The organism is Poseidonibacter ostreae, from assembly GCF_009208075.1.
In the GTDB taxonomy this organism is placed as follows: domain Bacteria; phylum Campylobacterota; class Campylobacteria; order Campylobacterales; family Arcobacteraceae; genus Poseidonibacter; species Poseidonibacter ostreae.
The window spans coordinates 21923-48484 of record NZ_WFKJ01000021.1 but is presented as its reverse complement, the minus strand read 5'-3'; the positions used below and the strand labels follow the sequence as shown (position 1 = coordinate 48484).

The 26562-nt window shown below is 28.6% G+C and carries 30 protein-coding genes; 9 read left to right on the top strand and 21 right to left on the bottom strand.

The window, feature by feature from the left end:
* The 5 genes from GBG18_RS08175 to GBG18_RS08155 form a co-directional block, all read right to left on the bottom strand.
* A partial coding sequence (locus GBG18_RS08175; protein ID WP_152190079.1) for a response regulator transcription factor occupies positions 1-352 on the bottom strand: 352 nt, incomplete at its 3' end.
* 62 nt (positions 353-414) lie between these two features.
* A complete protein-coding gene (locus tag GBG18_RS08170; protein WP_152190077.1) occupies positions 415-2625 on the bottom strand; it encodes a DNA translocase FtsK in 2211 nt (736 codons plus the stop codon).
* 10 nt (positions 2626-2635) lie between these two features.
* Positions 2636-3583: a UDP-3-O-(3-hydroxymyristoyl)glucosamine N-acyltransferase gene (gene lpxD, locus GBG18_RS08165; protein ID WP_152190075.1), complete on the bottom strand. Its 948-nt coding sequence runs from the start codon at positions 3581-3583 to the stop codon at positions 2636-2638.
* Between the two features lie 41 nt (positions 3584-3624).
* A complete protein-coding gene (gene ilvN / locus GBG18_RS08160) occupies positions 3625-4122 on the bottom strand; it encodes an acetolactate synthase small subunit (protein ID WP_152190074.1) in 498 nt (165 codons plus the stop codon).
* Positions 4122-5819, bottom strand: coding sequence for an acetolactate synthase large subunit (locus GBG18_RS08155; protein ID WP_152190072.1), 1698 nt, complete (start codon positions 5817-5819; stop codon positions 4122-4124). Before GBG18_RS08155 ends, ilvN begins: the two co-directional genes overlap by 1 nt.
* A 148-nt stretch (positions 5820-5967) precedes the next feature.
* Between GBG18_RS08155 and GBG18_RS08150 the strand changes: the two genes are divergently transcribed.
* Entirely contained in the window at positions 5968-6777 is an 810-nt protein-coding gene (locus GBG18_RS08150; RefSeq protein ID WP_152190071.1) for a V-type ATP synthase subunit I domain-containing protein, read from the top strand.
* Here GBG18_RS08150 and GBG18_RS08145 read toward each other — a convergent pair.
* The 11 genes from GBG18_RS08145 to GBG18_RS08095 all read right to left on the bottom strand — a co-directional run bounded on the left by GBG18_RS08145 (position 6774) and on the right by GBG18_RS08095 (position 16187).
* Positions 6774-7697: a Ppx/GppA phosphatase family protein gene (locus GBG18_RS08145; RefSeq protein ID WP_152190069.1), complete on the bottom strand. Its 924-nt coding sequence runs from the start codon at positions 7695-7697 to the stop codon at positions 6774-6776. The genes GBG18_RS08150 and GBG18_RS08145 overlap by 4 nt on opposite strands.
* Positions 7698-7710: 13 nt before the next feature.
* Entirely contained in the window at positions 7711-8268 is a 558-nt protein-coding gene (locus GBG18_RS08140) for a CDP-alcohol phosphatidyltransferase family protein (protein WP_152190067.1), read from the bottom strand.
* Positions 8268-9374: a GGDEF domain-containing protein gene (locus GBG18_RS08135; protein WP_152190065.1), complete on the bottom strand. Its 1107-nt coding sequence runs from the start codon at positions 9372-9374 to the stop codon at positions 8268-8270. Before GBG18_RS08135 ends, GBG18_RS08140 begins: the two co-directional genes overlap by 1 nt.
* Positions 9375-9441: 67 nt before the next feature.
* Positions 9442-10047 carry a bifunctional 4-hydroxy-2-oxoglutarate aldolase/2-dehydro-3-deoxy-phosphogluconate aldolase gene (gene eda, locus GBG18_RS08130; RefSeq protein ID WP_152190064.1) on the bottom strand — a complete coding sequence of 202 codons (606 nt, stop codon included), beginning with the start codon at positions 10045-10047 and terminating at the stop codon, positions 9442-9444.
* A gap of 32 nt (positions 10048-10079) precedes the next feature.
* Entirely contained in the window at positions 10080-10904 is an 825-nt protein-coding gene (locus GBG18_RS08125; protein ID WP_152190062.1) for a universal stress protein, read from the bottom strand.
* A gap of 17 nt (positions 10905-10921) precedes the next feature.
* The gene (locus GBG18_RS08120) at positions 10922-11809 is read right to left on the bottom strand and encodes a sugar kinase (RefSeq protein WP_152190060.1); all 888 of its coding nucleotides are present in this window, start codon (positions 11807-11809) and stop codon (positions 10922-10924) included.
* Between the two features lie 9 nt (positions 11810-11818).
* Entirely contained in the window at positions 11819-12250 is a 432-nt protein-coding gene (locus tag GBG18_RS08115; RefSeq protein ID WP_152190058.1) for a hypothetical protein, read from the bottom strand.
* Positions 12247-13155, bottom strand: coding sequence for an NAD(P)-dependent oxidoreductase (locus GBG18_RS08110; RefSeq protein ID WP_152190057.1), 909 nt, complete (start codon positions 13153-13155; stop codon positions 12247-12249). The genes GBG18_RS08115 and GBG18_RS08110 overlap by 4 nt, the downstream gene beginning before the upstream one ends.
* Before the next feature lie 54 nt (positions 13156-13209).
* Positions 13210-14718, bottom strand: coding sequence for a tripartite tricarboxylate transporter permease (locus GBG18_RS08105; protein ID WP_152190055.1), 1509 nt, complete (start codon positions 14716-14718; stop codon positions 13210-13212).
* A gap of 51 nt (positions 14719-14769) precedes the next feature.
* Positions 14770-15225 (bottom strand): tripartite tricarboxylate transporter TctB family protein, encoded by a 456-nt coding sequence (locus GBG18_RS08100; RefSeq protein ID WP_152190053.1) that lies wholly within the window; start codon positions 15223-15225, stop codon positions 14770-14772.
* Between the two features lie 8 nt (positions 15226-15233).
* Positions 15234-16187, bottom strand: a complete 954-nt coding sequence (locus tag GBG18_RS08095; protein ID WP_152190052.1) for a Bug family tripartite tricarboxylate transporter substrate binding protein — start codon at positions 16185-16187, stop codon at positions 15234-15236.
* A 315-nt stretch (positions 16188-16502) separates the two neighbouring features.
* Here GBG18_RS08095 and GBG18_RS08090 point away from each other — a divergent pair, with 315 nt between their 5' ends.
* From GBG18_RS08090 to trxC, 6 genes are all read left to right on the top strand, one after another.
* On the top strand, positions 16503-17210 hold the full coding sequence (locus GBG18_RS08090) for an FCD domain-containing protein (protein WP_152190051.1): 708 nt from the start codon (positions 16503-16505) through the stop codon (positions 17208-17210).
* A 76-nt stretch (positions 17211-17286) separates the two neighbouring features.
* Complete coding sequence (locus tag GBG18_RS08085) at positions 17287-18828, top strand: SulP family inorganic anion transporter (protein ID WP_152190050.1); 1542 nt, start codon at positions 17287-17289, stop codon at positions 18826-18828.
* A 17-nt stretch (positions 18829-18845) separates the two neighbouring features.
* On the top strand, positions 18846-19478 hold the full coding sequence (locus tag GBG18_RS08080) for a LysE family translocator (protein WP_152190049.1): 633 nt from the start codon (positions 18846-18848) through the stop codon (positions 19476-19478).
* Positions 19479-19552: 74 nt separating this feature from the next.
* Positions 19553-20050 carry a putative metalloprotease CJM1_0395 family protein gene (locus tag GBG18_RS08075; protein ID WP_152190048.1) on the top strand — a complete coding sequence of 166 codons (498 nt, stop codon included), beginning with the start codon at positions 19553-19555 and terminating at the stop codon, positions 20048-20050.
* A complete protein-coding gene (locus tag GBG18_RS08070; protein WP_152190047.1) occupies positions 20037-20276 on the top strand; it encodes a hypothetical protein in 240 nt (79 codons plus the stop codon). The genes GBG18_RS08075 and GBG18_RS08070 overlap by 14 nt, the downstream gene beginning before the upstream one ends.
* A gap of 4 nt (positions 20277-20280) precedes the next feature.
* The gene (trxC, locus tag GBG18_RS08065; protein ID WP_193311099.1) at positions 20281-20712 is read left to right on the top strand and encodes a thioredoxin TrxC; all 432 of its coding nucleotides are present in this window, start codon (positions 20281-20283) and stop codon (positions 20710-20712) included.
* Positions 20713-20718: 6 nt separating this feature from the next.
* Here the strand turns inward: trxC and GBG18_RS08060 are convergent, their stop codons facing one another.
* The 3 genes from GBG18_RS08060 to GBG18_RS08050 all read right to left on the bottom strand — a co-directional run bounded on the left by GBG18_RS08060 (position 20719) and on the right by GBG18_RS08050 (position 22475).
* Entirely contained in the window at positions 20719-21210 is a 492-nt protein-coding gene (locus tag GBG18_RS08060) for a 2-thiouracil desulfurase family protein (RefSeq protein ID WP_152190046.1), read from the bottom strand.
* Positions 21211-21987, bottom strand: coding sequence for a tRNA 2-thiocytidine biosynthesis TtcA family protein (locus GBG18_RS08055; RefSeq protein ID WP_152190044.1), 777 nt, complete (start codon positions 21985-21987; stop codon positions 21211-21213).
* Positions 21988-22058: 71 nt separating this feature from the next.
* A complete protein-coding gene (locus GBG18_RS08050) occupies positions 22059-22475 on the bottom strand; it encodes a GNAT family N-acetyltransferase (RefSeq protein WP_152190042.1) in 417 nt (138 codons plus the stop codon).
* Positions 22476-22638: 163 nt separating this feature from the next.
* On the opposite strand from GBG18_RS08050, the gene GBG18_RS08045 reads away from it, so the two are divergent.
* Positions 22639-22839: a hypothetical protein gene (locus GBG18_RS08045; protein WP_152190040.1), complete on the top strand. Its 201-nt coding sequence runs from the start codon at positions 22639-22641 to the stop codon at positions 22837-22839.
* A gap of 468 nt (positions 22840-23307) precedes the next feature.
* Positions 23308-24528 carry a molybdopterin molybdotransferase MoeA gene (locus tag GBG18_RS08040; protein ID WP_152190038.1) on the top strand — a complete coding sequence of 407 codons (1221 nt, stop codon included), beginning with the start codon at positions 23308-23310 and terminating at the stop codon, positions 24526-24528.
* Positions 24529-24550: 22 nt separating this feature from the next.
* On the opposite strand, the gene ypfJ is transcribed toward GBG18_RS08040, so the two are convergent.
* The gene (gene ypfJ, locus GBG18_RS08035; RefSeq protein ID WP_152190037.1) at positions 24551-25438 is read right to left on the bottom strand and encodes a KPN_02809 family neutral zinc metallopeptidase; all 888 of its coding nucleotides are present in this window, start codon (positions 25436-25438) and stop codon (positions 24551-24553) included.
* 14 nt (positions 25439-25452) lie between these two features.
* Complete coding sequence (locus GBG18_RS08030) at positions 25453-26559, bottom strand: SO_0444 family Cu/Zn efflux transporter (protein ID WP_152190035.1); 1107 nt, start codon at positions 26557-26559, stop codon at positions 25453-25455.
* Between the last annotated feature and the right edge of the window lie 3 nt (positions 26560-26562).

Below are 26562 nucleotides of genomic sequence, written 5' to 3'. Positions count from 1 at the left end.
TTCTAAGAATAGATTTAATTCTATATATTAGTTCTTGCGTATCATAAGGTTTTGGCATAAAATCATCAGCGCCATAAGAAAAACATGCTATTTTATCTCCAATATAAGATCTTGCTGAAGATATTATGATAGGAATGCTATGTTTTTTACGAATCATCTTACAAACATCAATACCATCAATATCAGGTAAAGATAAATCTAAAATCAATAAGTCATATTTTTTTTCATTTAAAGCTTTAATCCCAAGTTCGGGTCTTAGAAAGTTTGTCACTTTTATATTATATTCATTTAAGTATTCGCCTAAGATTTCAGCTAGTTCAGCATCATCTTCGATCATTAAGATATTTATCAATTATTACTCCTAGTTTACAAATAGTATTATAATATTTATTTGTAAACATAAAGTAACAATTGTTAAACTAGTATTTCTCTATTACCTTTAATATTTGCTTCAGATAAAACTCCAGTTTGTTCTAACTGCTCTACAATGGTAGCTGCTCTGTTATATCCAATTCTAAGTTTTCTTTGAATGTAAGAAATAGATGTTTTTTTATCATTAATACAAACCATTTTTGCTGCTTCGTATAATTCATCTAATTCTCCTAACTCAGCACTTGTAGAAGTATTTGAAGAGTTTTGAGAATTTCTATCCTTGATAAAATTCATATCATATTCAACATCTCTTTGCTCTTTTAAGAAATCAACAACTTTTTCGATTTCATCTTCACTTGACCAAGGTGCGTGAATTCTAACTAATCCAGACATTCCAGGTGGTGTAAATAACATATCCCCACGACCAAGTAAAGACTCAGCTCCCATTGAATCTAAGATAATTTTAGAATCAATTTTCTGACCTACTTTATATGAAAGTCTACTTGGAAGATTCGCTTTAATAAGACCAGTAACTACATCAACAGATGGTCTTTGAGTTGCAACTATTAAGTGAATACCTGAAGCTCTTGCCATTTGAGCAAGTCTTGCAATTGAGTATTCAACATCTTTACCACTTGTCATCATTAAATCAGCTAGCTCATCAATTACAACAACAATATAAGGTAGTGTCTCAAAGCCTTCTTTTTTAGCTTTTTCATTATAGTTTTCAATATTTTTAGTTTTTGTTTGAGACATTAAAGTATAACGTCTCTCCATTTCACCAACCATATTTGCTAAGGCATTAACAGCATCCCCTGCTTTTGTAATAACAGGAGTAAGTAAATGTGGAATATCATTATACATTGAAAACTCAAGCATTTTTGGATCAATCATTACTAATTTTAAATTATCTGGCGAGTTTTTATATAATAGTGAAAGAATCATTGAGTTGATACCAACTGATTTACCTGAACCTGTAGTCCCTGCAATTAGTAAATGAGGAAGTTTTTTAAGGTCTGTAATAAATGCTTTTCCAACAATATCTTTTCCTAAAATCATTGTTAATGGAGATTTAGAATTTTGAAATAAATCACTTTCTAACATCTCTTTTAAATAAATAGTTTGAGTATCTTCATTTGGAACTTCAATACCAACAACATCTTTACCAGGAATTGGAGCTTGGATCCTGATAGTTTGAGCTTTTAAAGCCATTGCTAAATCATCTTGTAAATTTAAAATCTTAGATACTTTAACATTTGGAGCAGGTTTAAATTCAAAAGTAGTAACAACGGGACCTGTATAAGTTCTTACAACATCACCTTCAATTTTAAACATTGAAAGTTTATCTAATAAATCACAAATCTTTTGGTCAATCACAGACTCAGAAACCTTAGATTTTTTCTCTTTTGGTGTTGCTTGGAAAAAGTTTGTATGAGGAAGCTTGAAATCTTTTGGTTTTTCTGTAGCACCTAATTCAATTTCATCAAGAAGTTTTTTATTCTCTTCTAACTCTTCTACAATTATTCCATGTGCTTCATGTTGTGTACTTAAGATTTGTTCTTCAAGTTGATTATTCTCTTCTTTAGAAGTATTTTCTTTTATCTCATCAATAACTTCTAATATCTCAGGTTCATTTATAAAATCTGTTTCAACAGGAGCAACTGGAGTGATAATTGGATTATCTATAGTAATCTCAGCTGTATTACCACTTTCTTTTACTACAACACTCTCTTCTTTTCTTTTCTTTCTTTTACTACTTGTATTTTCTATTCTTTTAATATTAGAGCTTCTATCAAATTTAAACTTATTAACTAATTTTGTAACATCCATTTCTGAATTTTCAAATAAAACTAGAAAAGAGATTACAAAACCAACTAAAACAAAAATATAAAGCCCAGCATTACCAATAAAGGGGCTTAAACTCTCAACAAGTATATTCCCTATTTTTCCACTATATATACCGTTTTCGACAATAAGTGACTGAAATATCAAAGATACAAAAAGGATTAATAACACTACAATAATATTTAAAGTTAAATCTTTACCCTTAATATTTTCCTTGAAATTTATAATATATAAAGGATAAAGGAACATTAAAAGATATACATAAGATAATAAACCAAAGTACTCATTTGAGTTCTTTGCAAATATAAATCCTACTTTTCCAACTACATCTTTTGTACTAAAAAATGTAGCAAATTCAAAATAAACAATAATAAATAAAACAATTAATGATATGATTTTTTTAGCTATAACTTGGCCTTTATTTTAATAGTTTAGCAATTTTACTTTGTAATTTAAGCCATCTTCTATGCTCAATTAAAGGAAAACCTGCCCATGATTTTTTAGCTTCTGTAATACTTTTTGTAACTCCACCACGAGCTGCAATTGTAGTAAAAGGTGCAATTTCTAAATGACCTGCTGTTGCACTTTGCCCACCCATTATTACATAATGATTTAGAATTGTTGAACCAGAAAGCCCAACCTGTCCTGTTAAGATGCATCCCATTCCAAGTTTACAATTATGTCCAATATGTACAAGATTATCTATTCTTACTCCATTTGCAATTTCTGTTGATTTAAAAACAGCTCTATCAATTGCACAATTAGCTCCAATTTCAACATCATCACCAATTTCTACATTACCATTTTGATAAATTTTTATATATTTACCATCTTTTGTATTTGCAAAGCCAAAACCATCAGATCCAATTACAGTTCCTGCATGAATAATACAATCACTACCAATATTACAATCTCTATAAACTACAACATTTGGATGAATTACTGTGTTATTACCAATTTTTACATTATCTCCAATATAAGCACCTGACATAATAGTACAATCAGATCCAATACTTGAACCTTTTCCTATATACACATTTGGCATAACTTTTGTAAATCCACCAATAACAGGTTTTTCACCCTCAATTTCAATTACTTCTGGAGCAAATAATTTTGATAATTTTGCAAGATTTAAATATGGTTCATCACAAATAAGAGCAATAGTATCCTCTGGTACTTCATTTGCAAACTCTTCATTTATTAAAACAGCTGCAGCTTTTGTCTTTTTTAAATCATTAAGGTATTTTTTATTTTCTAAAAATGTAACTTCTGTTTGTGTTGAATCAAGTAAGGTACTTAACCCTGAAATTTCTTTTGTGTTATCACATTCAATATTAATTGATTGTGCAATCTCTTGTAGAGTCATTTTTTATCCTTTTTTTAAGGATAAGATAAGAAAAAGTTTTCTTATCTTTCCATTGCTACAATACCACTTCTTACTACTTCAAGTGGATTGAATTTTTGCATTACTTTAATAAAGTTCATTATTCTTGCACTTGAATCAGTAGCAGAAACAATAATAGCTTCATCAGTAACATTTTGTATTGAACCATGATAAGCACGTGCAATTACATCAATATCTGATAAATTGTTTTCAATAGAAAACTTCATTAAAACTGTATCTTTTTCAACTACATTTCTATGTTCATTTACTCTTAATACAGGAATTAATTTATTTAATTGTTTAACAATTTGATCAATTACTCTTTTATCTCCAGTTGTAACAATAGTCATTCTAGAGTATTTACTCTCTTCCATTGGAGCAACCGTTAATGAATCAATATTATATCCTCTGGCTGAAAATAATCCAACAATTCTTGATAAAACATTATGTTCATTCATAACAACAACAGAAATAACCTGTCTTGTAGTCTCAGTATCATAATAGTGATTAAAATTATTCATTATTCACCTCCTTCTAATAATGTCATTTCATTTAATGCATGGCCATTTGGAACCATTGGTAAAACTTCTTCATTTCTTGCAACAATTACTTCAATCATTGCTACTTTCTTTTGTTCAATTGCATCTTTTACTGCTGCATCAAATTCATCTTTAGTTGTAACTCTATAACCTACTCCACCAAATGATTCAACTAACATTTTAAAATCAGGTTGTGCAGATAAATCAGTTTCTGATAATCTGTTTTCATAGAACATTGTTTGCCATTGTCTAACCATTCCTAAATAGTTATTATTTAAAATAACATTTATTACAGGTAGTTTATACTCAGCACAAGTCATAAGCTCTTGGATATTCATTAAGATTGAACCATCACCTGTAACATTTATAGAAACTTTATCAGTTCCTTGCATTGCGCGAGCAACTCCTAATGCTGCTGGTAAACCAAACCCCATAGTTCCTAAACCACCAGATGTTATCCATTGTCTTGGATGTGAAAATGGATAAAATTGTGCAGACCACATTTGATGTTGTCCAACATCTGTAGAAATAACAGCTTTAGAACCTAATAGTTTTCCAAGTCTTTGAATTGGCCATTGAGGTTTAATAACTTCATTTGAATCGTTATATCTTAATGGCTCTTTTTCTCTATATTCAGTTAATAATTCAACCCAATTAGAAAAGTCATTAAAATCATAATCTTCTAATGATTCAAGCATACCTAATACAGTTTTCTTTAAATCTCCAACAATTGGATAATTTGCATCAACTAATTTACTAATACTTGTAGGGTCAATATCTACATGAATTACTTTAGCTTTTGAAGCAAATTCATCTAATCTTCCAGTTACCCTATCATCAAATCTAGCACCTAGTGAAATTAAAAGGTCCGTTTCATGGGCTGCCATATTAGCTGCAAACTCTCCATGCATACCTAGCATTCCGAAGAACAATGGATTTTCATCACCCATTGCTCCTCTTGCCATTAATGTCTCAACTGCTGGAATATTTAATTTTTTTGCTAAATCTCTTATCTCATAAGCACAATTTGATAAAATTGCTCCACCACCAATATATAGTAACGGTTTTTTAGCTTTACTAAGCTCAACCATTGCTCTTTTTAACTGTTTTTTATTGTAATTAACAGTTGGTTTATATGTAGGTAAATTTATCTCTTTTGGATAAACAAACTCAGCAATTTGAGCTGTAATATCTTTTGGAATATCAACATGAACAGGACCTGGTCTTCCAGTGCTTGCTATATGAAACGCTTCTTTAATAATTCTTGGTAAATCTTCTATACTATTAACTAAATAATTATGCTTTGTACATGGTCTAGAAATTCCTACTGCATCGATTTCTTGAAAACCATCAGTTCCAATAATATGTGTTGGAACTTGTCCAGAAATTACAACTAATGGAATTGAATCCATATATGCATCTGCTAAGCCTGTAACTGCATTTGTAAATCCAGGACCTGAAGTAACAATAGCTACTCCAATTTTACCTGTTGATCTTGCATAACCTTGAGCGGCAATAATAGATGCTTGCTCGTGTCTGTTTAAAATATGTTCAAAATTATTTTGCTTATAAATTTCATCGTAGACGTTCATAATAGCGCCTCCAGGATATCCAAATACTACTTCTACCCCTTCTTGATGTAATGATTCTACAACCATTTTTGCGCCATTCATTTTCATTGTCTTTCTCCGTTTTAAAATAAGCAGATATTCTACAAAAAAAAATATTAATTGTGGGTTAACACTTTAGGTTTAAATATTTCATTTTAGATTAGTTTTAGTTTAATTAACATATAATCATGATAACAACTATTTTAAGGAGTTAATTATGGATGTAAGTAACATAAATAATAATATTAATAACCTTAATCAATCCTCTCAATTACAGATTGACAAGTCTCTACAAAGTAACGAAGTACAAAAAGTCGATAATGAAAATGCGTCCTCTTTATCTATAAATGAATATAATCAAAAAAGAGATGAATTATCTTTAAATGTACAATCTTTAAATAACGGTATTGCAATTAGTAATATTGCAAATAATTCAATAGAAAAACAACAAGAGTTCTTAAATAATATTCAAAAAGAGCTAGAAAATGTTAGTAGTGATGAAAATAAACTTCAAGATAAAAATGACATTAAACAATCAATAAATGAAAACCTTAGAAGTTTTAATGAAGTAGCTTATGAGACTAAATATAAAAATGAAAACTTATTAAGTATAGATCAATATGATGATTTAAAAAGTATTATTATCGATACAGATAATACAAGTTTTTCAATTGAAAAAACAAATACACCAGACTTCGCAAATCAAATTTTTGAAACTATTAATAGTGCAGATTTAAATGATCCAGCACAATTAAGTCAAGCTATATCAAAAGTTGAAACTAGTTCAAATCAACTTCAAAATATTTCAGATACATTTACTGAGTTTGGAAATAAAGTTGAAGAAAGTGCTAGAGAGACTATTAAAGAGCAAGTTGATCTATATAATGATAATAAAGTAAATAAAGATAAAAATTTTGGAAAAGAGTCTGTAGATTTTTCAAAAAACAATATCTCTGCAAACCTTGGATACCTAGCAGCATCGCAAGCTAATATTGTTCAAGCACAAAGTGTAAGGTTATTATCTTAACCTTCACATTTTGTTTCTAAACAATGATTAATAGCAACACCTTCTCTTAACCCATCATCTAAAACTATTGATTCATTTTTTTTTAAAACTTCAAAAATGGCTTGATATATATAAATACCAACTTGTATAAATTCAACTCTACCTTTACCAACAAGTTTAGTGATTTCATTTTTATTACTATTATCAAAAATACTTAAACAATCTTTTAAATCATCTAAATTTACAATTGTTCCATTAACAACTTCTTTATCATAAGAAAAAAAGTCTTGACCTAGTTTAACTGCTGCAATAGTAGTTGGAGTTCCAGCAGTTGCAACAAAAGTATAATCATTAAGATTTAAATCTAAAGAGTCTAAGTATTTTTTAATTTCTAATTTTCTTGAATTTAAATCTTTTTGTAAATCATTATGTTTAAAAAACTTTTGTGTCATTGTAACTATTCCAAAATCAAAACTATGCGATTCATATTTCTCTTTGGTATTTACAATAATCTCAGTAGAACCTCCACCAATATCTAAAAGTATGAATTTAGAAGAGTCAATTTTTTCTCTTTTTAAAGCATATTTTATTGCAAGTAAAGTAAGTCTAGCTTCTTCAATTCCATCAATTATTGTAAACTTAACACCTGTATTTTCTTCAAAGTTTTTTAAAACTTCTTTATTATTACTAGCTTTACGCATTGCTGCTGTTGTAACTGCAACTGCAATACTAGGATCATAATTTATTTCTTTAATTGATTGCTTTAAAGCTTTAATAACTCTTTGTTGAGCTTCTGATGAGATAAGACCCGTATCAATTAAACCATCTGCCATTCCGACTACTTCATGGTAATCGCTTATTATCTTATTATTTAGACAGTCATATTTTAAGACTCTAAAAGAATTAGAGCCTAAATCAATACTTACAACTTCATTATTCATTTGTTAATAAGTCTTATAAATGAGGGATTTTAATTTTAGAGTTTAGTAAATATCCTATAACTATCATTAAACCTAATACAACATTTTCATGTATAAATCCAGTCAAATAAATAAGATATACAAGCCATAATAAAATAGCTCCTAAAGGTGTAGGAATACCCACGAAGTGCTTAGCTACTTCACCTTCTTCGGCATTTATATTAAACTGAATTAATCTTCTTAAACCAGAAATAACATAATAAATAAATGCAAATACAATTAAAGGTGTGTAAAGCATTAACTCTTTTGTATCAATTACTGCAAAATATATAAACATTGTTGGAACTATTACAAAAGATAAGAAATCGGCATAAGAATCTAATTGAATTCCAAATTCAGTAGAAAGTTCATATTTTCTAGCAATTTTTCCATCAATAATATCAAAACCTCCTGCAAGCCATGCAAATAGTGCAGCTGCAAAAAACTCTTGATGAGTTAAAAAATAAATTGCGAAAATTCCTGATGCAATATTGAAAAAAGTTACAATATTAGCTAAGTTAAAATGGTTATACTTATTGAATAAAAAAGACATTATTCTCCTTTGAATATATGGTATTGATTCCTACCATTGTGTTTTGATTTATAAAGACAATCATCTGCTCTTTTATAAAGTTTATTAGCAGATATATATGTATTTGGTCTATACATTATAGCACCTATTGAAATAGTAACAAAGTCTAAAACTTCACTTGTTTTATGCTCAATTTTTAAGTCAACAATTTTTTTATTTATCTCTTTTAAACATGATTCTAAAATATCAATGTCAATATCGAATAATACTACACCAAACTCTTCTCCACCTAATCTAAATACAAATTCATATTTATTATTGAAATATTCTTTTAAAACATTTGCAACTTTTTTAAGTGTTTCATCTCCTAAGTCATGTCCATAAGTATCATTATATTGTTTAAAGAAATCAATATCAAACATTATAAAAGCACATTCCCAATTATTTGCATTTGAAATAAAAGGCATATTATCAAATATTGTATCAAAATATTTTCTGTTATATAGTTTTGTCATTGAATCTGTGATTGAATCAATTTTATACTTAGTATTTAAAACTCTTAACTGATTGTCTTTTTTAACAACTTGATAAATAATATATGCAAGCATAGCAAAAGTTAGTATTAAAAGAAGAAGTATATTAAAAAATAGATAATCTTTCATCTTTTTATACTCTTCTACAAAAAGTTTTCTTTGTTTAAATGCAGTTTTTGTCTCATAATCTATTAAAAATTCTATTTTTTTAACAATATTTTTAAATATATGTAGTTTATTTACTTTAAAAGTCTCTTTTAGTGCTAAATCAACATTATTGATAACATTTCTTTCTTTTTCATTTTTGTAAGAATTATAATAATAATCCCATTCATCTAAAATGATTTTTTCTTCTTTTTTAAAATCGCAAATATATTTCATTGTTCTACAAGAAATTATTGATTTATAATTGTTTTTAATATTGTTTAGTTTTACAATAGGTACAAAGTTACCAAAGTAAAGATTATCAATTTGTGATTTTAGTTTATCAATTTGGGAATTAAATAAAAGGGATGTACCAATTAGTGCAAGAAGAGCAACAAATACTAAAAGTACAAGCTTAAATGTAACTGTCTTAAATAGCTTAAATTTCATTGTAAGATTTTATCTAAAAACTATTTAAATTAGGTTAATTAAGTTGTACTACATAAAGACTTGTTTATTAAATTACAGAAGTAATACTTTTAGCTTCAATTTGTATATCATTTAAAGACATAGTTTTTGTATTAACCATCCATGAACCTCCTAAGCATACTACATTTTTCAGATTTAAATAATCTTGAAAGTCTTTTTGACCAATTCCACCAGTTGGGCAAAACTGTACTTCTTCAAAAATATTAGCATAAGCTTGAAGCATTTTATAGCCTCCTGAATTTCCTGCATGAAAAAACTTTTGAAAGAAAATCCCATCTTCTATTAAGCTTATAATTTCACTTGGAGTTGAAGCTCCTGGTAAATAGTTCATATCTATTCTTTTTGCTTCTTGAATTAAAGAAGATGTAGCTCCTGGACTTACTGCAAAAGTACATCCAATGTTTTGCACTTGTAATAATTGTTCTTTTTTTATAATTGTTCCAGCTCCAACATTTGCCATTGGAAACTCTTTAACAATTGCTTCTATACATGACATTGCATTTGGTGTTCTTAGTGTAATTTCTAAATTTGTTAAACCCTCTTGTATTAATATTTCTGATATTTTTAAACTTTCATTTACATCATTAAATGTTAATACGGGAATTACTGGTGAATTTTTAAATTCATTAATCATTATTATCCTTATTACTTTTGTTGTTAATTTATTTAGTGTGACATAAAAACAGGAATAGTAGTGTTTTCCAATAAATATCTAGTAGCTCCACCAAACATTAGTTCTTTTAAGCCTTTATGTCCATAAGCTCCTGCAACTATCAAATCAAAATTACCTTCTTGTGCTGCATTTAATAAGGCTTGGCCAGGTATTCTTGTAGTTTTAATTATCTCATAACTAGCATTTATATTATGCTCTTTTAAATAAGAAATAAGATTTTCCATAACTCCTAAATCTTTTACATATTCTATAGATGAAATAATATGTACTTTTTTTGCTTGTTTTAATAACTGTATAGATGAAGTAAGAGATCGTGAAGCTTCAGTTGAATTATTCCAACCAATTATTATAGAATCAGTAGAGAATTTTCTTAATACTCTAGGAAACATTAAAACAGGTTTTCCACTTTTTAGTACTGCTGTTTCAAATGTTGCAGTAGTAAGTCCTGAGGGAGGAGCTGCTGCTATTACTAAATCACAAAACTTTGATTCTTGTTCTACTAAATTACTTCTTAATCCCTCTTTTATTTTTAAACTTACTTTTGAAATATCAACTTCTACTTCTTTGGAAACTCTTTCAAAAAGTTTAACAAAGGCTTCATTTTCTTCTTTATATTTTATATCAACTATTTTATCAATATCATTTTTAATATTATCAGGAATTGCAAAACTTCTATAAAAGCTATTACTCTCTTTTAGAATAGACTGTAAAACATCTAACTTAATATTAAATTTTTTTGCAATTAATAATGCACCATATATTCTTTCTTCAAGTTCTTCTCCTCCACCAATTGGAAAAAAAAGTTTTTTATAAGACATTTATAAATCCTTTATTATTATACAATTGCACCTTTATGCATAATCACTTTTGATGCTAATTCTTGACCTTTAAGAATAGAATCTTCAATATTATCACCATTTAATCTTGCTGATAAATAAGCACCATTAAAAGAATCACCTGCTGATGTAGAATCTACAATATTTTCCAAGGCTTTTATTTTTACTATCTTTATCTCATTTTGATAATAATACATAATATCTTCTTTTCCAGCTTTAAGTATTATCTCTTTTACGCCAGCTGTTTTAAGTTTTTCAATAATTTTATTTGAATCGCTCACACCCCATAAATCTTCTTCATCTTCAATAGAGGGAAGAACAATATCACAGTAATTAATAACTTCATTATATATATCTTTTGCTTTTTGAGTATTCGTATATAGTTTTGGTCTATAATTAGTATCAAAAACTATTTTTACTCCAGTTTCTCTGGCTTTTTGAATAGTTTCAAAAAAACTATTTCTTCCTTTTTCATTCATAATAGCTAAAGAGATTGCAGAGAAATAAATCATATCAAAAGAAGATATATCCTCTTTAATTTTTTCTAAAACAGGAGTTGTAAAAAGTTCTTTTGCTGCAGATTCACCTCTCCAATAAGAAAAACTTCTCTCACCATTATCTGTAGTAATTATATAAAGTCCTATAGTTTTATCATCTTTAAAATCTAAATAATTAGTATCTAAATTATGTTCTTTAAAACAAGAGGTCATTTTTTTAGACCATGAGTCTTTACCTAAAACACTTATATATTCAACACTATCTTTAGGTGAACTTCTTTTTAAATAAACAGCACAATTAAAAGTATCTCCTGCAAAAGTCTGTTTATATCCATCACCTTGCATATATAGTTCTGCCATACATTCGCCAACAACTGCTATTTTTGCCATTATTTGCCTTTATTGTTGATGTTCATGTATCATAAGTTGTTCAAAAGCTAATGCAATCCAAGAACTAACTAACATATCAAACCATTGTTCAACTCCACTACAAGCAACTACAATATTCCCATATACAAAAGATCCGTAAAATGGTAAATCCCCTTCTCTTAAAGAGGATGGGTGTTGTGTTTGTGTAACAATATTTGCTTGATTCTCACGCCAAGCTTGTTCGGCTTTACTTCTTGCAAAATCATCAAAAGGTTTTTCCCAAGTAGAGTTTTTAATAGATTCTTCATATAAAATTGCTTCATCAAACTTAGCTTCCCAAGGTTTTAACCTTGGGTCCATAATAACTATGTGAAGCTCTTTTCTATTAGTTTTATTAAATAACTCATTAATAGATGGTTTTACTAATTCAACAGCTTGTTTTGCAACATCTAGATGTTTCATTTTTTTACAGTCTTTGCAAATTCACCTGCAAGATGAGATACCATATCAGGAACATCAAGGTCACCTTTTCCTTGATCTACAGCACTTCCAAGTGTTGCTTTTGTACCAGTAGCAATACCACTAGTTACATTTAAAGCCTCAGTCATACTTACATAATAAGATAAATCTTTATGTGCATTTCCAATAGAAAAACCTAAAGATTTAGAGTTTCCATCTACGGCATTTGCCTTTACAAAATCCATCATCATTGAGTGTAGTGGACCAGCAGACATAATTCCATATAGATCTTCTCTTTTTATACCAGCTAAATCAGCCATTGCAAATGATTCTGACATAGCAGTTGCTAATGTCATTCCAAAGAAGTTATTGATAAGTTTTAAAGTATGTCCTGCACCTAATGCTCCAACATGAAAAACGTTTTCACCAATATCTTCTAAAACAGGTTTAACTCTATCAAAATCTGATTTTTCACCAGCACTCATAATATTTAGTAAGCCATCAAGTGCATGTTTTGGAGTTCTCCCTAAAGGAGCATCCATATAACTTGCACCTTTTTCTTTGATTTTATCTCCAAGCATTTTAGTTGATTCAGGAAGAGATGTACCTAAATCAATAACTAGTGAACCAGCTTTTAATCCTTCTAATAAACCATTTTCATTTAACATAATTGATTCAACTGATTTAGATGTATCAACACAAATAAATATAATATCTGATGCTTGTGCTACTTCACTAGCATTTGTTGCAACTGTTGCACCTCTTGATTCTGCTTTATTAATTCCATCGTTTCTTTTTCTACCTAAAACTGTTAATGTATAATTTAAATCTTGTAATCTATTTACTATTGCTGATCCCATTAATCCTAAACCAATGAAACCAATTTTTGGAAGTTTTGTATTTGACATATTTTTATCCTTTTTTATTTATATTTATTTATATTTTTATAATCTTCTTAAATACTAAGAAGTCTTTTCTTCAATTTCTTTTTCTATACTACGTAATTTTTTAAATTTTCTATAACTAGATACAAGCATAATAAGAGCTAATCCTAAAAATACTGCACTAATTGGTCTCTCAATAAAAATCATAAAATCATCTCGAGATAATAATAAAGAACGACGCATATTTTGTTCAGCCATTGGGCCTAAAATAAGAGCTAATAATATTGGAGAAATTGGAAATTTTGCCTTATCCATAAAATAAGCAATCACACCTACTATAAAAGCTAATCCAACATCAAAAAAACTAAATCTTATTGCATAAGCACCAGTAATACATAATAAAAATATTACAGGAGTTAATATATTTTGATTAATATTAATTAATTTTGAAAATATTCTTGCTCCACCTAAACCAATAATTAGTAATACAACTTGACATAAAATCATACCTGCAAAAATTGGATACACAATATCAATATGATCTCTAAATAATAAAGGTCCAGGTTGAAGCCCATGGATTGTTAAAGCACCCAATAAAACAGCAGTAACTGCATCACCTGGTACTCCTAAAGTTAACATAGGAATCATTGCACCACCAGTAGCACCATTATTTGCAGACTCAGGAGCTGCAATTCCCTCATGTGAACCTTTACCAAATTTTTCTGGTTCTTTAGATGTTCTTTTAGCTTCACCATATGCTACAAAAGCAGCAACATCACTACCAAGTCCAGGAACACTCCCTAGAAAAGAACCTAAACTACCTGATTTAAACATTGTAAAAAGAAGTGGTTTAATTTCACTTATTTTTGGTAAAATTTTGCCAACTTTTGATTTTACTTGAGGAACAATTTCCATATTCTCTACATTTCTAAATACTTGTGCAAAACCAAATAGACCAATTAATACAGGAATAAATGTAATACCACCTAATAAATCTTCATTTTCAAAAGAAAAACGAGGAACTCCTGATAGTGGATCAAAACCAATAGTTGTAAGAAGTAATCCAATTAAAACTACAATTGCACCTCTAAGTAATGATTCTCCAGAAATTGATATAATCATAGTAAGTCCAAAAACAGCTAATGCAAAAAACTCAGGTGGACCAAAACGTAGACCAAATGATGCAATTTCAGGTGCTAAAAATGCCATTATTAAAGCCCCAATAGTTCCACCAATAAATGAAGCAATAGTAGAAATACCTATAGCTTTACCACCTTCTCCTCTTTGAGAAAGTGGATATCCATCAAGTAATGTTGCTGCTGCTGGTGTTCCTGGTGTTCTAATTAAAATACCAGAAATAGAACCACCATAAATACCTCCACTAAATATTCCCATTAATAATAGTAAACCCTCAACAGGAGGTAAACTATATGTAAAAGGAATTAGTAAAGCACAACCCATAGTTGCAGTTAATCCTGGTAGACATCCAACTATAATTCCAGCTGTTACTCCAACTATAATAAATAATAAACTAGAAGGGTTAGAAAAAATTAGTATAAATGCATTCATTAAATAATCAAAGCTCACTATAACCTCCTACAAAATAAGATATCTTTTTTAAATAATTTATAAACCTTTTCAATATAACATCCCCTCTGGTAAAGGAATTTTTAGAAACATACTAAAAATACCGTACACAACGGAAGCAATTGCAAGACTAATAAAAAAAGTCACTAAATTATTTCTTTGACCTAAATATCTCATAGTTACAAATAAAAACATCACTGTTGAAATATAAAATCCTATAACCTGCATAAGGTATAAATATGAAACTGCAATTACTAAAGTAACTGAAGTACGAATAAAACCTTTTTTATTTATTGACTCTAAATTTTTTAAGGCATTTCCCTTTAGTGCTTGAACAATAAGAGCAATTGAGGCTATAAATAACAATGCAGATAATGCTTGAGGAAAGAAGTTAGGACCATAACGGTTAACTCCAATTCCTACATATTGTTCTGCATACGTATAGATGGCAATACTTAATAAACTTAAGAATATACCAACACCAATATCAATCGGTTTACTATACATTTTTTTTATTACTTCTTAAGTAGACCAACAGCATCTAATGTCGGTTTAAGAATATTTTCCATATCACCTAAAAACTTATCAAACCCTTTTGCATCTTCGTATACTAAGTTAAGACCAACTTTTTTTGTAAACTCAACAAACTCAGGATCATCAAACATTTTTTTGAATCCAGCAGCTAAAACTTCTGCACGATCAGCAGGTACATTTTTTGGTAATGCTAATCCACGCCAATCTAAAATTGGTGCACTTTTTGAATACCCCTCTTCTTCTAATGTAGGAACATTAGGGAATAATGGATGTCTTGTACTTGCATCTGTTGCAATAATTTTAACTTGACCAGCTTCTTTTAATTGTTTCATTTCATCAATTCCAGTAGCAGCTAAATCAATATGTCCACCTAATAATGCAGCACGCGTAGGAGCTCCACCATCAAAAGGAATAAAGTTAAACTCTACACCTTGTTTTAAACCTAAAGCAGCAGCAGATAAATGCCAAGCAACACCAGCACCTGTATGTCCAATTGTTACTTTTCCAGGATTTGCTTTAGCTTCTTTAATTACTTCTGCAATAGAAGTTAATTTCGAGCCATCTTTTACACTTAAAGCAGGTGTACTTTGATTTAATAATTGAAGTAATTTAAAATCCTTATAATTAAGACCTGATAAACCCATTAATTTATAAGTACTAAGACCAAAAGTTATCATACCTACAGAATAACCATCTGGTCTTGCACGTTTAGCAGCACTCATACCAACTACACCTTGACCACCAGTTTTATTAATAACGTTTACATTTACACCAATATGCTTTTTAGCATTTTTAACTAAAGCACGAGCAATAGTATCTGTACCACCACCAGCTGACCATGGCACAATTAATGTTATATCTTTTTCAGGGAACGCTGCAAATGCAGATGTTACAGATAAACTTACAGCTAACAACAAACTTTTTACTTTTTTCATTTTCTCTTCCTTAGTTAAATTTTATTTAAATCGTACATTTGAACCATTGAGAACTCAATTGTTCTTTTGTATCAATCAAAATTACGTAGCTCTTTTTTGGTATGACCAAATTAGATTTTCATCTTATAGTACTTTTTTTAAATATTGCTTAATTTTTATACATTTTATTCTAAATAAACATAAAATATAGATATATAATAAAAAGTTTTGATTTTATTTTACAAATTATTCAATTGTTTTTATAGTTTAGTTCTACCAAAATTACTTTTTGTATAATTATGGTATAATTTATAAAATATAAAGGAGCTAATAATTATGAATAAAACTGAGTCAGCCCAAAAAGGAAGGATTTCTGATTATTTAGTAACTCAACTAGAAGCAAAAATATTATCTAACAATATAAAAGATGGAGAAAAATTACCTTCTGAAAGAGAATTAATGAATCAATATGATGTAAGTAGAACAGTTGTTAGAGAAGCAATTGCTACTTTGTCAAGTAAGGGTTTGATTATAACAAAGCCAAGATTTAGACCAATTGCTAGAAAACCAAATATTGATTCAGCATTAGATTCTATTAATGGAATAGTAACTCATCTATTAAGTCAATCTGATGGTGTAAAAAATTTATTTGATACAAGATTAATGATTGAAGCTATGCTTGTAAGAGAAGCTGCTATAAATGCAAATAAAGATGATATTAAAGCATTACGAGAAGCTTTAAAAGCAAACTATCTAGCTATTAATGATTCTGATGAGTTTTATACTACAGATGTGTTGTTTCACTCTATATTATATTCTATTCCTAATAATCCAATCTTTCCCTCAGTACAAAAAGCCTTTGTAAACTGGTTATCAAACCATTGGAAAAAAATGGGAAGACTATCAAAAAGAAATGAACTAAATTATTACGCTCATAAAAAAATATTTGAAGCTATATTAAATAGAGATCCTGATGAAGCAGAAAAAGCATTAAGAGAACACCTTAATACTGGATGGAAAGATATTGAAAAAACATTTAAATAAAATTAATGAACTTTAATTAACACTTAGATATAATCGCGAATATATAGAAAATTAAAATAATAAAAAGGTTTAAAATTTGTTAAATATAAAAGATACTTTTATAGGAAATAATGCGAAAAGTGATATTTTATCAGGACTTGTTGTAGCAGTTGCACTTGTTCCTGAAGCTATTGCATTTTCATTTATCGCACAAGTTAGTCCAATTGTTGGATTATATGCTGCATTTATTCTAGGATTAATTACTGCTTTAATGGGTGGAAAACCTGGAATGATTTCAGGAGCAACTGGTGCTGTTGCTATTGTTTTAGTAGGAGTTAGTTTAGCTTCTAAAGAGATATTGATTGCTCAAGGTTTAAGTGGAGATGCACTGTCTTTTGGAATTGTTCAATATATTACTTTAACAGCTATTGTTGCAGGAATAATTCAAATCTCTATTGGTGCTTTTAAAATGGGTAAATTTATTCGTTTAGTTCCACAACCTGCACTTCATGGATTTGTAAATGGTTTAGCAGTTGTAATTGCAACTAGTCAGTTTAAGTTTTTAGATGGTGCGGGAATGATTATGTATGCAATAATACTTGGAACAATGGCAACTATGTATTTCTTACCAAAGTTTACAGCTGCAGTTCCTGCTGGTCTTGTTGCTATCATTGTATTTACACTTGGTGTTTATATAACAGGTGCAGATACTAAACTTGTAGGTGATTTAGCAAATTTAGCTGAGTTTAAAGGTTTATTACCAAGCTTTCACATTCCAGATGTTATTTTAGATTTTGAAGCTTTAAAATTAGTACTTCCTTATGCCGTAATTGTTGCGCTTGTTGGTGTTATTGAATCACTTTTAACACTTTCTGTTTTAGATGAAATTTCTGGAACAAGAGGAAGTGCAAATCAAGAGTGTATAGCTCAAGGAACTGGAAATATTACTTGTGGTTTATTTGGTGCAATGCCAGGTTGTGCGATGATTGGTCAATCTATTATCAACTATACATCAGGTGGTTTAGGAAGATTATCAGGAGTTGTAGCATCTATTGGTCTTATTTTATTAGTTGCAACACTTACAGATCTTTTAAATATTATTCCAGTTGCTATTTTAGTTGGAATTATGTTTATGGTTTCTATTGGGACTTTTGAATGGAGTTCATTTGCTAGAATTACTAAAATGCCTAAAAGTGATGCTTTTGTACTTCTTACAGTTACATGTATTACAATTGTTGCTGATTTAGCAATTGCTGTAATCTCTGGGGTAATTATATCTGCACTTGTATTTGCTTGGAAACATGCAAAAGTAACAGCAAGAACTCATAGAGAAGATGATGGAACAAAAATATATGACTTTGATGGACCATTATTCTTTGGAAGTGTAACAGCTTTTAATGACAATTTTGACATCAAACATGACCCTGAAAATATAGTATTAGATTTTAAAGATGCTAGAGTTATGGATATATCTGGTGTTGAAGCAGTTGATGCAATTACTAAAAAATATCTAGAAGCTGGAAAAACAGTAAAAATTAGACATTTAAGTGCTGAATGTAAATCTATTATGAAAAATGCTGGACAATTTTGTACTTATGAAGAAGACGATCCAAAATATAAAGTAGCTTATGACTACTAAAAAATAAAGGAAAAAAAATGAATATTGATACATTATTAATATATACAGTTGTTGCTTTTTTCTATATAACTAGTCCTGGTCCTGCTATAGTCTTAGCTATTATAAATGGAATGAGGACAAATATGAAAACTGTTATGATTACATCATTTGCAAATGTATTAGGTTTATTCATTTTATCAAGTGCTTCAATTTTAGGTTTAGGTGTTTTATTTAAAACATCTTCAAACTTATTCTTACTTGTAAAAATAGTGGGTGCTTTTTATTTAATATATTTAGGCTTTAAATTTCTTTTCAATAGAAGTAGTTTTAAAATAGATGATAATTGTCAAAAAGAAGAAAAGAAAAGTAAAAAGAGTTATTTTTTAGAATCTTTTTTTCTTGCTATTACAAATCCAAAACCTATATTATTTTTTACAGCAATCTTCCCTCAGTTTTTAGATATGCAAAATAATATCATACCTCAATTCTTTATTCTAACTGGAATATTTCTATTTATTTCATTCACTTCTCTTTGTCTTTATGCATATTTAGCAAAAAAATCTAAAAAATGGTTAAGTAATAAAAATAGATTAACTTGGTTCAGTAGAATCACTGGTGGAATGTTTATAGGATTAGGAGTAGGAATACTTCAACTAAAAAACTCAAACTAGTATAAATACATTTTATTTACTATTTTTTATTTTTCAGATAGAATAATTAATAAATATCTAGAATAGAGTGAATTATGGAAATAAATAATAATTTTGAAACCATTTCATCTTTAAACCAACAAATCGCTGTAAAAAAAGCAGAACTATCTAGTATTGACAAAAAAGAAGATGAGAAATCATTATTCGAGAAAAATGATAGTGTTAATATTGTTGGGAAAAACTATGATGAAGAAGACTATAAAAGAGTTTTAGACAAATATAAAGAGCTTGATGCTGAAGTTAAAACACACGAACAAGCTCATGCTGCAGGAGCACCTACTACTGCTCCTATTAATTACTCTTATCAAGTTGGACCAGATGGTAATTTATATGCAAATGGTGGTAGTGTTAGATTTGATACTAGTATTCCAGAAAATGAAGCTGCTGCAAGTGTTAAGTTAGATCAACTTCAAGATGCTGCTAGTGCGCCAGGTGAACTTAGTTTTGCAGATAGTCAAATTGCAAGAACTGCAAGTTTAAATAAATTATTACTACAAGGTATTGAAGAAGGAGCTAATTATGGAAATCAATAATAATTTAAATGCAATGCTTTCATCACAAATGCAAATTGCCGATAATGCTAGTAAAATAGCTAATGTTGCAAATGTAGTTGGTGATCCAGCACTTCAAGAAGTAAGTCAAGACTTAATTGATGCAATTACAGGACAAATCCCAGAAGTTATAGCTTACCAAGCAAATGCACAAGGTATACAAACACAAGATGCTGTAAGTGATATATTATTAAATATAAAGGCTTAAATAAATGAGTAAAATAAATGTAGTTTGTCCATCTTGTTTAAAAGTTAATTCTATTCCTAAAAAGGATTCTTATGCAAAAGCAAACTGTGGTTCTTGTAAGAACTCTTTATTAGATACAACTCCAATAGAACTTGATGAGTCAAACTTTGATCATGTAATTGTAAACTCTGATATTCCAGTTATTGTTGATTTTTGGGCACCTTGGTGTGGACCTTGTAAAATGATGGCTCCAATATTTTCAGAAGTTGCTCAAAAATATCCATTAAAAGCTTTATTTGTAAAAGTAAATACCCAAGAACATCAAAACTTAGGTGCAAAATTTAATATTAGATCAATACCAACACTAGTAGTTTATAAAGAGGGAATTGAGAAAAAAAGAGTAAGTGGAGCACTTGACCCACTTAGATTATCAAACTTAGTAAATGAGAATTTATAGAAACAATTAGTTTGTTTCTATAAACTTTTTTAACTCTTCTAATTGTGTTTCATTAAACACTTTAACATCATTTTCTTCTAAAAGTTTAGCTGTTAAGCCTTGTCCATCAACTAAAGTATTAGAGAATGTTCCATCATATATTTTAAGATTTCCACAAGAAGGAGATTTTGATTTTAAAAGTGCAACTTTAATATCATCATTCTTACATGTATCAAGAGCATTTTTAGCTCCGATTAGAAAAGGAATTGTTACATCTTCTTCATTGTTCGTTTCTACTTTAAATGGCTTATTAGCACTTACGATTTCAGCAGGTAGTCTAGGCGTTCCTAAACCTGCTGATACTTCTGGACAGAAAGAATAGATTTCATTATCACAAAGAATATCCATAAAGATTTCTTTTTGTGAAAAAGTAAATGATGCACCCATAGCTATTGATGAATTATTTCCATCATATCTTACATCTTCACCTAAAAGACAAGAAGAGACTAGAACTTTCATCTATAAATCTTCATCTTCTATAATTCTATTTAAATCTTCTTTTTTGAAGAATGTTGCAGGTTGGAAGTTTGAGAATGCTGCTTTCATTGATACAAATATTTGTGGATTATCTGCTTCTAGTTTCGCTAATAATTCTTTTGTTGTTGCTCTTGCATGTGGCATTTTAACATCAAATCTTAAACCAGGACATGCTTCATCACCAATTACATTAATTTCATTCTTATCTGCAAATGCTCTTAATTGTCTCTCTCTACAAAAAATTAAAGGACGAATTACTTCTAAACCATTTTCAGCTTTATAAATAGGTGGCATTGTACGCATTGTTCCATTATAAAAGAAGTTCATAAAAAATGATTCCATTGCATCATCTAAATGATGCCCAAGTGCAACTTTATTATATCCTTGCTCTAGTGCAGCTGTATATAAGTACCCTCTTCTCATTCTTGAAAAAAATGAACAAAATGAAGAGTTCTTTCTAATCTTTTCCCCAGCTAATTCAAAAATTTGTGTATCAATAATCTCATGCTCTATTCCATGCTCTTTACAGTGATCTGCTAGAAACTGAACTTGTTCACCCATTCCATATGTAACAGTAACGGCTTTAAAATCAAAATTATAACGTGCTACTTTTTTCATTCTATTTAAAGTATGTAATAAAGTTAAAGAATCTTTTCCACCAGAAAAGCCTATAAGTACTTTATCACCCTCTTTTATTAACTCATATTCTGCATTAGTCTTACCTACTAATGAAGATATTTTTTTACTTAATTCAATCAATATATAAATCCTATATGAAATTTTTGCAATTATATCTAAATGTTTATCAAATATCTATTTCTAATATTTTGCTATAGTTCAAAACTAAAATGATGTGATACAATTTGCATATCTTCACTTAAATAAAATTTATGAGCATCATATCTTTGAACTAAAGAATCTAATTCAATAGACCTACAATCTTGCTGTTTTGCATAGATTTTAAGAAAATCCAATAAAGCTTTTCCAGCATCAGTAGATTTCACACTTTTATCAGTAACAAAGTCATCAATATATAAATGTTTTCCTAAAGATAATTTTTGTAAAATTGAAAATCCTGCAACACAAATCACTTGTTCATCTTGTAAAACATATGCTAATTTATACCCATTTTTAATTTGTTCTGAAATTATTTTAGATAAATCTTTTTCACTCAAATCTTCTCTAACTTGGTGCATAATCTTATAACAATATTTTAATTCATCTTCTGTTGCGATTTTTATTTTCAAGAAATAGGCCTTTAAATAATATTTTTTAACTAACTTTATTATAATAACAAACCTTTTTTTAATATAGTCATAAAAAAGTGAAAAATAATGATTTTTTTACCAATCTTTTATCTAAATACTATATAATTCGAAATCGAAAAATTTATTATAATAAGAGTTAAAAATGACAAAAGAAGAAGAACAAGAATTCAGAGACAAAGTTATGGAAACAATAATACCTTTAGTAACTAATATGACTGAAGATCAAATAAAACAAATCATGGTATCAGTAGAAAAAGACAACCCTGAATTACCAATAGGTTTTGCAGATATGTTATTTCAGCAAATTATGGTTTATAAATATAATAAAGTAAATAATATCTAATGTATATTAGATTTAGCTCTTAAAATTATACATATAACAAATATGTACAATTATTAATATCCTTTTATAGTTAATATTAGCTATTTCATTTGGATATATCCATATAAAACAAAGTTAAAAATAATCAAAGGTTTTAAAAATTAGAATTACAATATCCCCAAAAGAATTAAAAGTTTTACAAGAATTATGTAAAGAACATGGACAAGCAGAATTATATAAAAAGTTACATATTGAAGAAGAAAAATATAACAAAAGTATAACACATAAAAAAACTAATGCTACAAAAAAAGCTACAAAAACAAGACAAGAAATTGCAAAAAGAAAAATAGAAGCTTCTGTAAATATGATGAGAATGTTTAATCAAAAAATAACAATTTATTCTGTTGCAAAAGAAGCTCAAGTAAGTTATAATACTGCATTAAAATATAAAGATTATATTACACAGAATCAAAATAATTAGGAAGAAAAATGAGAGAATTTATTAACTATGACAAATCAATAGAGATATTAAATACTATTAAATTAAATAAAGCAACAACACAAAAACTTTTTATTATTGATGCTATTGGAAAAGTAATAGCAAATGACGTAATTGCAGATCACAATAGTCCAGAATTTCCAACTTCAGGAATGGATGGATATGCAATAAGATTTGAAGATATAAATAATGAATCAATTACTATTATAGATAAAAATCCAGCTGGAAGTGTTGTTGAATCAAGTGTAAGTTCTGGTGTTTGTATTAAAACGTTTACAGGCTCTTTAATGCCAAAAGGAAGTGATACTTTAGTTCCAATTGAAAACGTTGAAGTAATTGGAGATTCTATTAAAATTACTAAAACAGTTCCTTTGGGATTTGCAACAAGAGCTATTGGTGAAAACTACGCAAAAAATGAAGTACTTATTAAAAAAGGTACTGTTATAGGTTTTGCAGAAGTTGGAGTATTAGCATCATTAAATATTGCTCAAATAAATGTAATAGTAAATCCTACAGTGGCAATTGCAAGTACAGGAAGTGAGATACTTGATTTAGGTGAAGTTCAAACAAATGAAGCACAAATTAGAAGTTCAAATCATTTAACAATTGAAGCTTTATGCAAAAAGAATGGTGCAAATACACTTCAAATGGGAATAGTTGAAGATGATATTGAATCGATTACAAATCTACTTGAAACTGCTTTACAAAAAGCCGATATTGTTGTAACTACTGGTGGTGTTTCTGTTGGTGATTATGATTTTGTTCAAGATGTAATTAAAGATAAATTAAATGCTAAAGTACTATTTCATGGTGTTACTATAAAACCTGGGATGCATATATTAGTTGCTATTAAAGATGGTAAAACAATAATAGCACTTCCTGGTTTTGCATACTCTTCAACTGTATGTGCGATTCTTTACGTATTACCATTAATTTATAGATTTAGAGAAGCAAATGAATCTCTACCAATTGTAAAAGCAAGAATTAGTGAAGATTTTCCAAGAAAAATGCCAAAAACTGTATTTACTGCATGTAATGTTGAATATATAAACAACGAATATACAATAAACTTTGATGGAAAGAAAAAAGGAACAAGTGCAATTTTAACAAATATGCTTGAAAATCCTGCAATTTTAATTCAAAAAGAAGATAGTGAAGATATTAAAGCTGGAGATTTGGTAGATATATTACTTTTAAATCAATTAAAGTAATATATCTTTATTAAGTATTTTTCTAAAAGGTATTACAAGCGCTTAAAGAGCCTGTTGTAAAACCTTTATTAAACCATTTCATTCTATTTTTTGAAGACCCATGAGTAAAAGAATCAGGGACAACATAACCTTGTCCTTTCTTTTGTAAAGTATCATCTCCAATTGCACTTGCTGCTCTTAAAGCTTCATTTATATCACCCTCTTCTAAAGAGTTAAAATTCTTTTTACTATAATGAGCCCAAATTCCAGAATAACAATCTGCTTGTAATTCTACTTTTACCTGTAAAGCATTTGCAGCTATTTGACTAACACCTTGTTTTGCTTTATGTACTTTATTAATAGTTCCAGTAATATTTTGTACATGATGTCCAATTTCATGAGCTATTACATATGCTTGAGCAAAATCACCAGGAGCATCATGTCTTTTTGCTAATTCATCAAAGAAAGATAAGTCTAAATATACTTTTTGATCACTTGGACAATAGAATGGTCCTGTTTGTGAAGATGCAAAGCCACAGCCACTTTTTACAGAGTTTCTAAATAAAACCAATTTAGGCTCTTTATAAATAGCTCCATGTTTTTTAAATACTTCACTCCATATATCCTCAGTTTGTGCTAAGACAGCACTTACAAACTGCGCATTTTTATCATCTTTTACACTATTTACAACTTTAGATGAAGTAGCACTTGATGTTTGAGTAAGATTTAAAAGTGCAAGAGGGTTATAACCCATAAAATATGCTACTACACCTATAACTAATACTATTCTACCTATTTTTGTTCCTATTAACATTTTTATAATAGGAAGAAGCATCATCATTGAACCTTTTTGGTTTGAACCAAAATTCATTCCAGATTCACTTCTTTTATCTTCAACATTTGAACTACGTCTATTATCTTCCCATTTCATTTTATACCTTAAATTTATTTTTCTTTTGTAAAAGTCATTTTAGAAAAATCTTTTTTTGAAGTTGTTGAAGTTTTATTAGACTTTCTATATAACCAAGGCTTTATTAAATAATATGACATTAAAGCTAGCATTATAAAAGAAGCTATTTGTGAAAATAAAGAAGAGTGTTCCATATCATTTGTAAAGTTAATTATATTTATATCTCCAAATAAAAAATCATAAATAAACGCAAAAACAAAAGATAAAATAGCAATTGTAGAAACATAAACTATTAATGAGCTTTTACCAAGTGTTTTATAAACAACACTCATAGTAATAGCACTTGTAGCTGGTCCAGCTGTTAAAAATATAAAAGCTGCCCCTCCACTCATACCTTGAAGAATAAAAGCTGCTGCAATTGGTAGTGATGCTGTTGCACAAACATATAAAGGCATTGCAAATAGTAAAATTACAAAATATGTAAGAATTTGATTTTCAAAAAGCATAGAAGCATACTCTTTAGGAGTAAAGGTAGTAAATATTGCCCCTAAAAGTAAGCCAATAAATAAAGGTTTAACCATATCAATAAACAAAGTTACATATGCATAAGAAAATGCATTTTTAAAAGAAAACTTCTTTTTTGTATTTACAGAATTTGAAGGAGTTGAACATGAAGAATTACTACAGCAAGATTCAACAACTGTAGTATCTTTTATCTCTGCTGGATTTTCTTTTTCTACAAAATTTTGAACTAATCCTACTATTATTGCAATAATAACAGAAGAAACAACTCTAAAAATTGTAAAAATTAATCCAAAAAAAGAAAATGTTGCAAGAATAGAATCAACACCTGTAATTGGAGTTGAGATTAAAAAGCTTTGAACTGCACCTTTACTTGCACCCTCTTTTCTTAAGCTTTGAGCAAGTGGAATAACAGAACATGAGCATACAGGTAAAGGAATACCAAATAATGTAGCTTTTAAAACTGAAGAGATAGAACCTTTTCCTAAATGTTTTATAACAAAATCATCAGGAACTAATTGCTTTAATATTCCAGCAATTAATAATCCTATTAAAATATAAATTGCCATTGCATCTAATAATATTAGAAAATTATTTGCAAAATCTACAGCTAGTTCCATATT

What these genes read in the sequence shown, in the direction of transcription:
- lpxD (WP_152190075.1), bottom strand. Translation starts at nt 3,583, where the DNA reads ATGACTCTACAAGAGATTGCACAATCAATTAATATTGAATGTGATAAC.
- ilvN (WP_152190074.1), bottom strand. Translation starts at nt 4,122, where the DNA reads ATGAATAATTTTAATCACTATTATGATACTGAGACTACAAGACAGGTT.
- GBG18_RS08155 (WP_152190072.1), bottom strand. Translation starts at nt 5,819, where the DNA reads ATGAAAATGAATGGCGCAAAAATGGTTGTAGAATCATTACATCAAGAA.
- GBG18_RS08150 (WP_152190071.1), top strand. Translation starts at nt 5,968, where the DNA reads ATGGATGTAAGTAACATAAATAATAATATTAATAACCTTAATCAATCC.
- GBG18_RS08145 (WP_152190069.1), bottom strand. Translation starts at nt 7,697, where the DNA reads ATGAATAATGAAGTTGTAAGTATTGATTTAGGCTCTAATTCTTTTAGA.
- GBG18_RS08140 (WP_152190067.1), bottom strand. Translation starts at nt 8,268, where the DNA reads ATGTCTTTTTTATTCAATAAGTATAACCATTTTAACTTAGCTAATATT.
- GBG18_RS08135 (WP_152190065.1), bottom strand. Translation starts at nt 9,374, where the DNA reads ATGAAATTTAAGCTATTTAAGACAGTTACATTTAAGCTTGTACTTTTA.
- eda (WP_152190064.1), bottom strand. Translation starts at nt 10,047, where the DNA reads ATGATTAATGAATTTAAAAATTCACCAGTAATTCCCGTATTAACATTT.
- GBG18_RS08125 (WP_152190062.1), bottom strand. Translation starts at nt 10,904, where the DNA reads ATGTCTTATAAAAAACTTTTTTTTCCAATTGGTGGAGGAGAAGAACTT.
- GBG18_RS08120 (WP_152190060.1), bottom strand. Translation starts at nt 11,809, where the DNA reads ATGGCAAAAATAGCAGTTGTTGGCGAATGTATGGCAGAACTATATATG.
- GBG18_RS08115 (WP_152190058.1), bottom strand. Translation starts at nt 12,250, where the DNA reads ATGAAACATCTAGATGTTGCAAAACAAGCTGTTGAATTAGTAAAACCA.
- GBG18_RS08110 (WP_152190057.1), bottom strand. Translation starts at nt 13,155, where the DNA reads ATGTCAAATACAAAACTTCCAAAAATTGGTTTCATTGGTTTAGGATTA.
- GBG18_RS08100 (WP_152190053.1), bottom strand. Translation starts at nt 15,225, where the DNA reads ATGTATAGTAAACCGATTGATATTGGTGTTGGTATATTCTTAAGTTTA.
- GBG18_RS08095 (WP_152190052.1), bottom strand. Translation starts at nt 16,187, where the DNA reads ATGAAAAAAGTAAAAAGTTTGTTGTTAGCTGTAAGTTTATCTGTAACA.
- GBG18_RS08090 (WP_152190051.1), top strand. Translation starts at nt 16,503, where the DNA reads ATGAATAAAACTGAGTCAGCCCAAAAAGGAAGGATTTCTGATTATTTA.
- GBG18_RS08080 (WP_152190049.1), top strand. Translation starts at nt 18,846, where the DNA reads ATGAATATTGATACATTATTAATATATACAGTTGTTGCTTTTTTCTAT.
- GBG18_RS08075 (WP_152190048.1), top strand. Translation starts at nt 19,553, where the DNA reads ATGGAAATAAATAATAATTTTGAAACCATTTCATCTTTAAACCAACAA.
- GBG18_RS08070 (WP_152190047.1), top strand. Translation starts at nt 20,037, where the DNA reads ATGGAAATCAATAATAATTTAAATGCAATGCTTTCATCACAAATGCAA.
- trxC (WP_193311099.1), top strand. Translation starts at nt 20,281, where the DNA reads ATGAGTAAAATAAATGTAGTTTGTCCATCTTGTTTAAAAGTTAATTCT.
- GBG18_RS08060 (WP_152190046.1), bottom strand. Translation starts at nt 21,210, where the DNA reads ATGAAAGTTCTAGTCTCTTCTTGTCTTTTAGGTGAAGATGTAAGATAT.
- GBG18_RS08045 (WP_152190040.1), top strand. Translation starts at nt 22,639, where the DNA reads ATGACAAAAGAAGAAGAACAAGAATTCAGAGACAAAGTTATGGAAACA.
- GBG18_RS08040 (WP_152190038.1), top strand. Translation starts at nt 23,308, where the DNA reads ATGAGAGAATTTATTAACTATGACAAATCAATAGAGATATTAAATACT.
- ypfJ (WP_152190037.1), bottom strand. Translation starts at nt 25,438, where the DNA reads ATGAAATGGGAAGATAATAGACGTAGTTCAAATGTTGAAGATAAAAGA.
- GBG18_RS08030 (WP_152190035.1), bottom strand. Translation starts at nt 26,559, where the DNA reads ATGGAACTAGCTGTAGATTTTGCAAATAATTTTCTAATATTATTAGAT.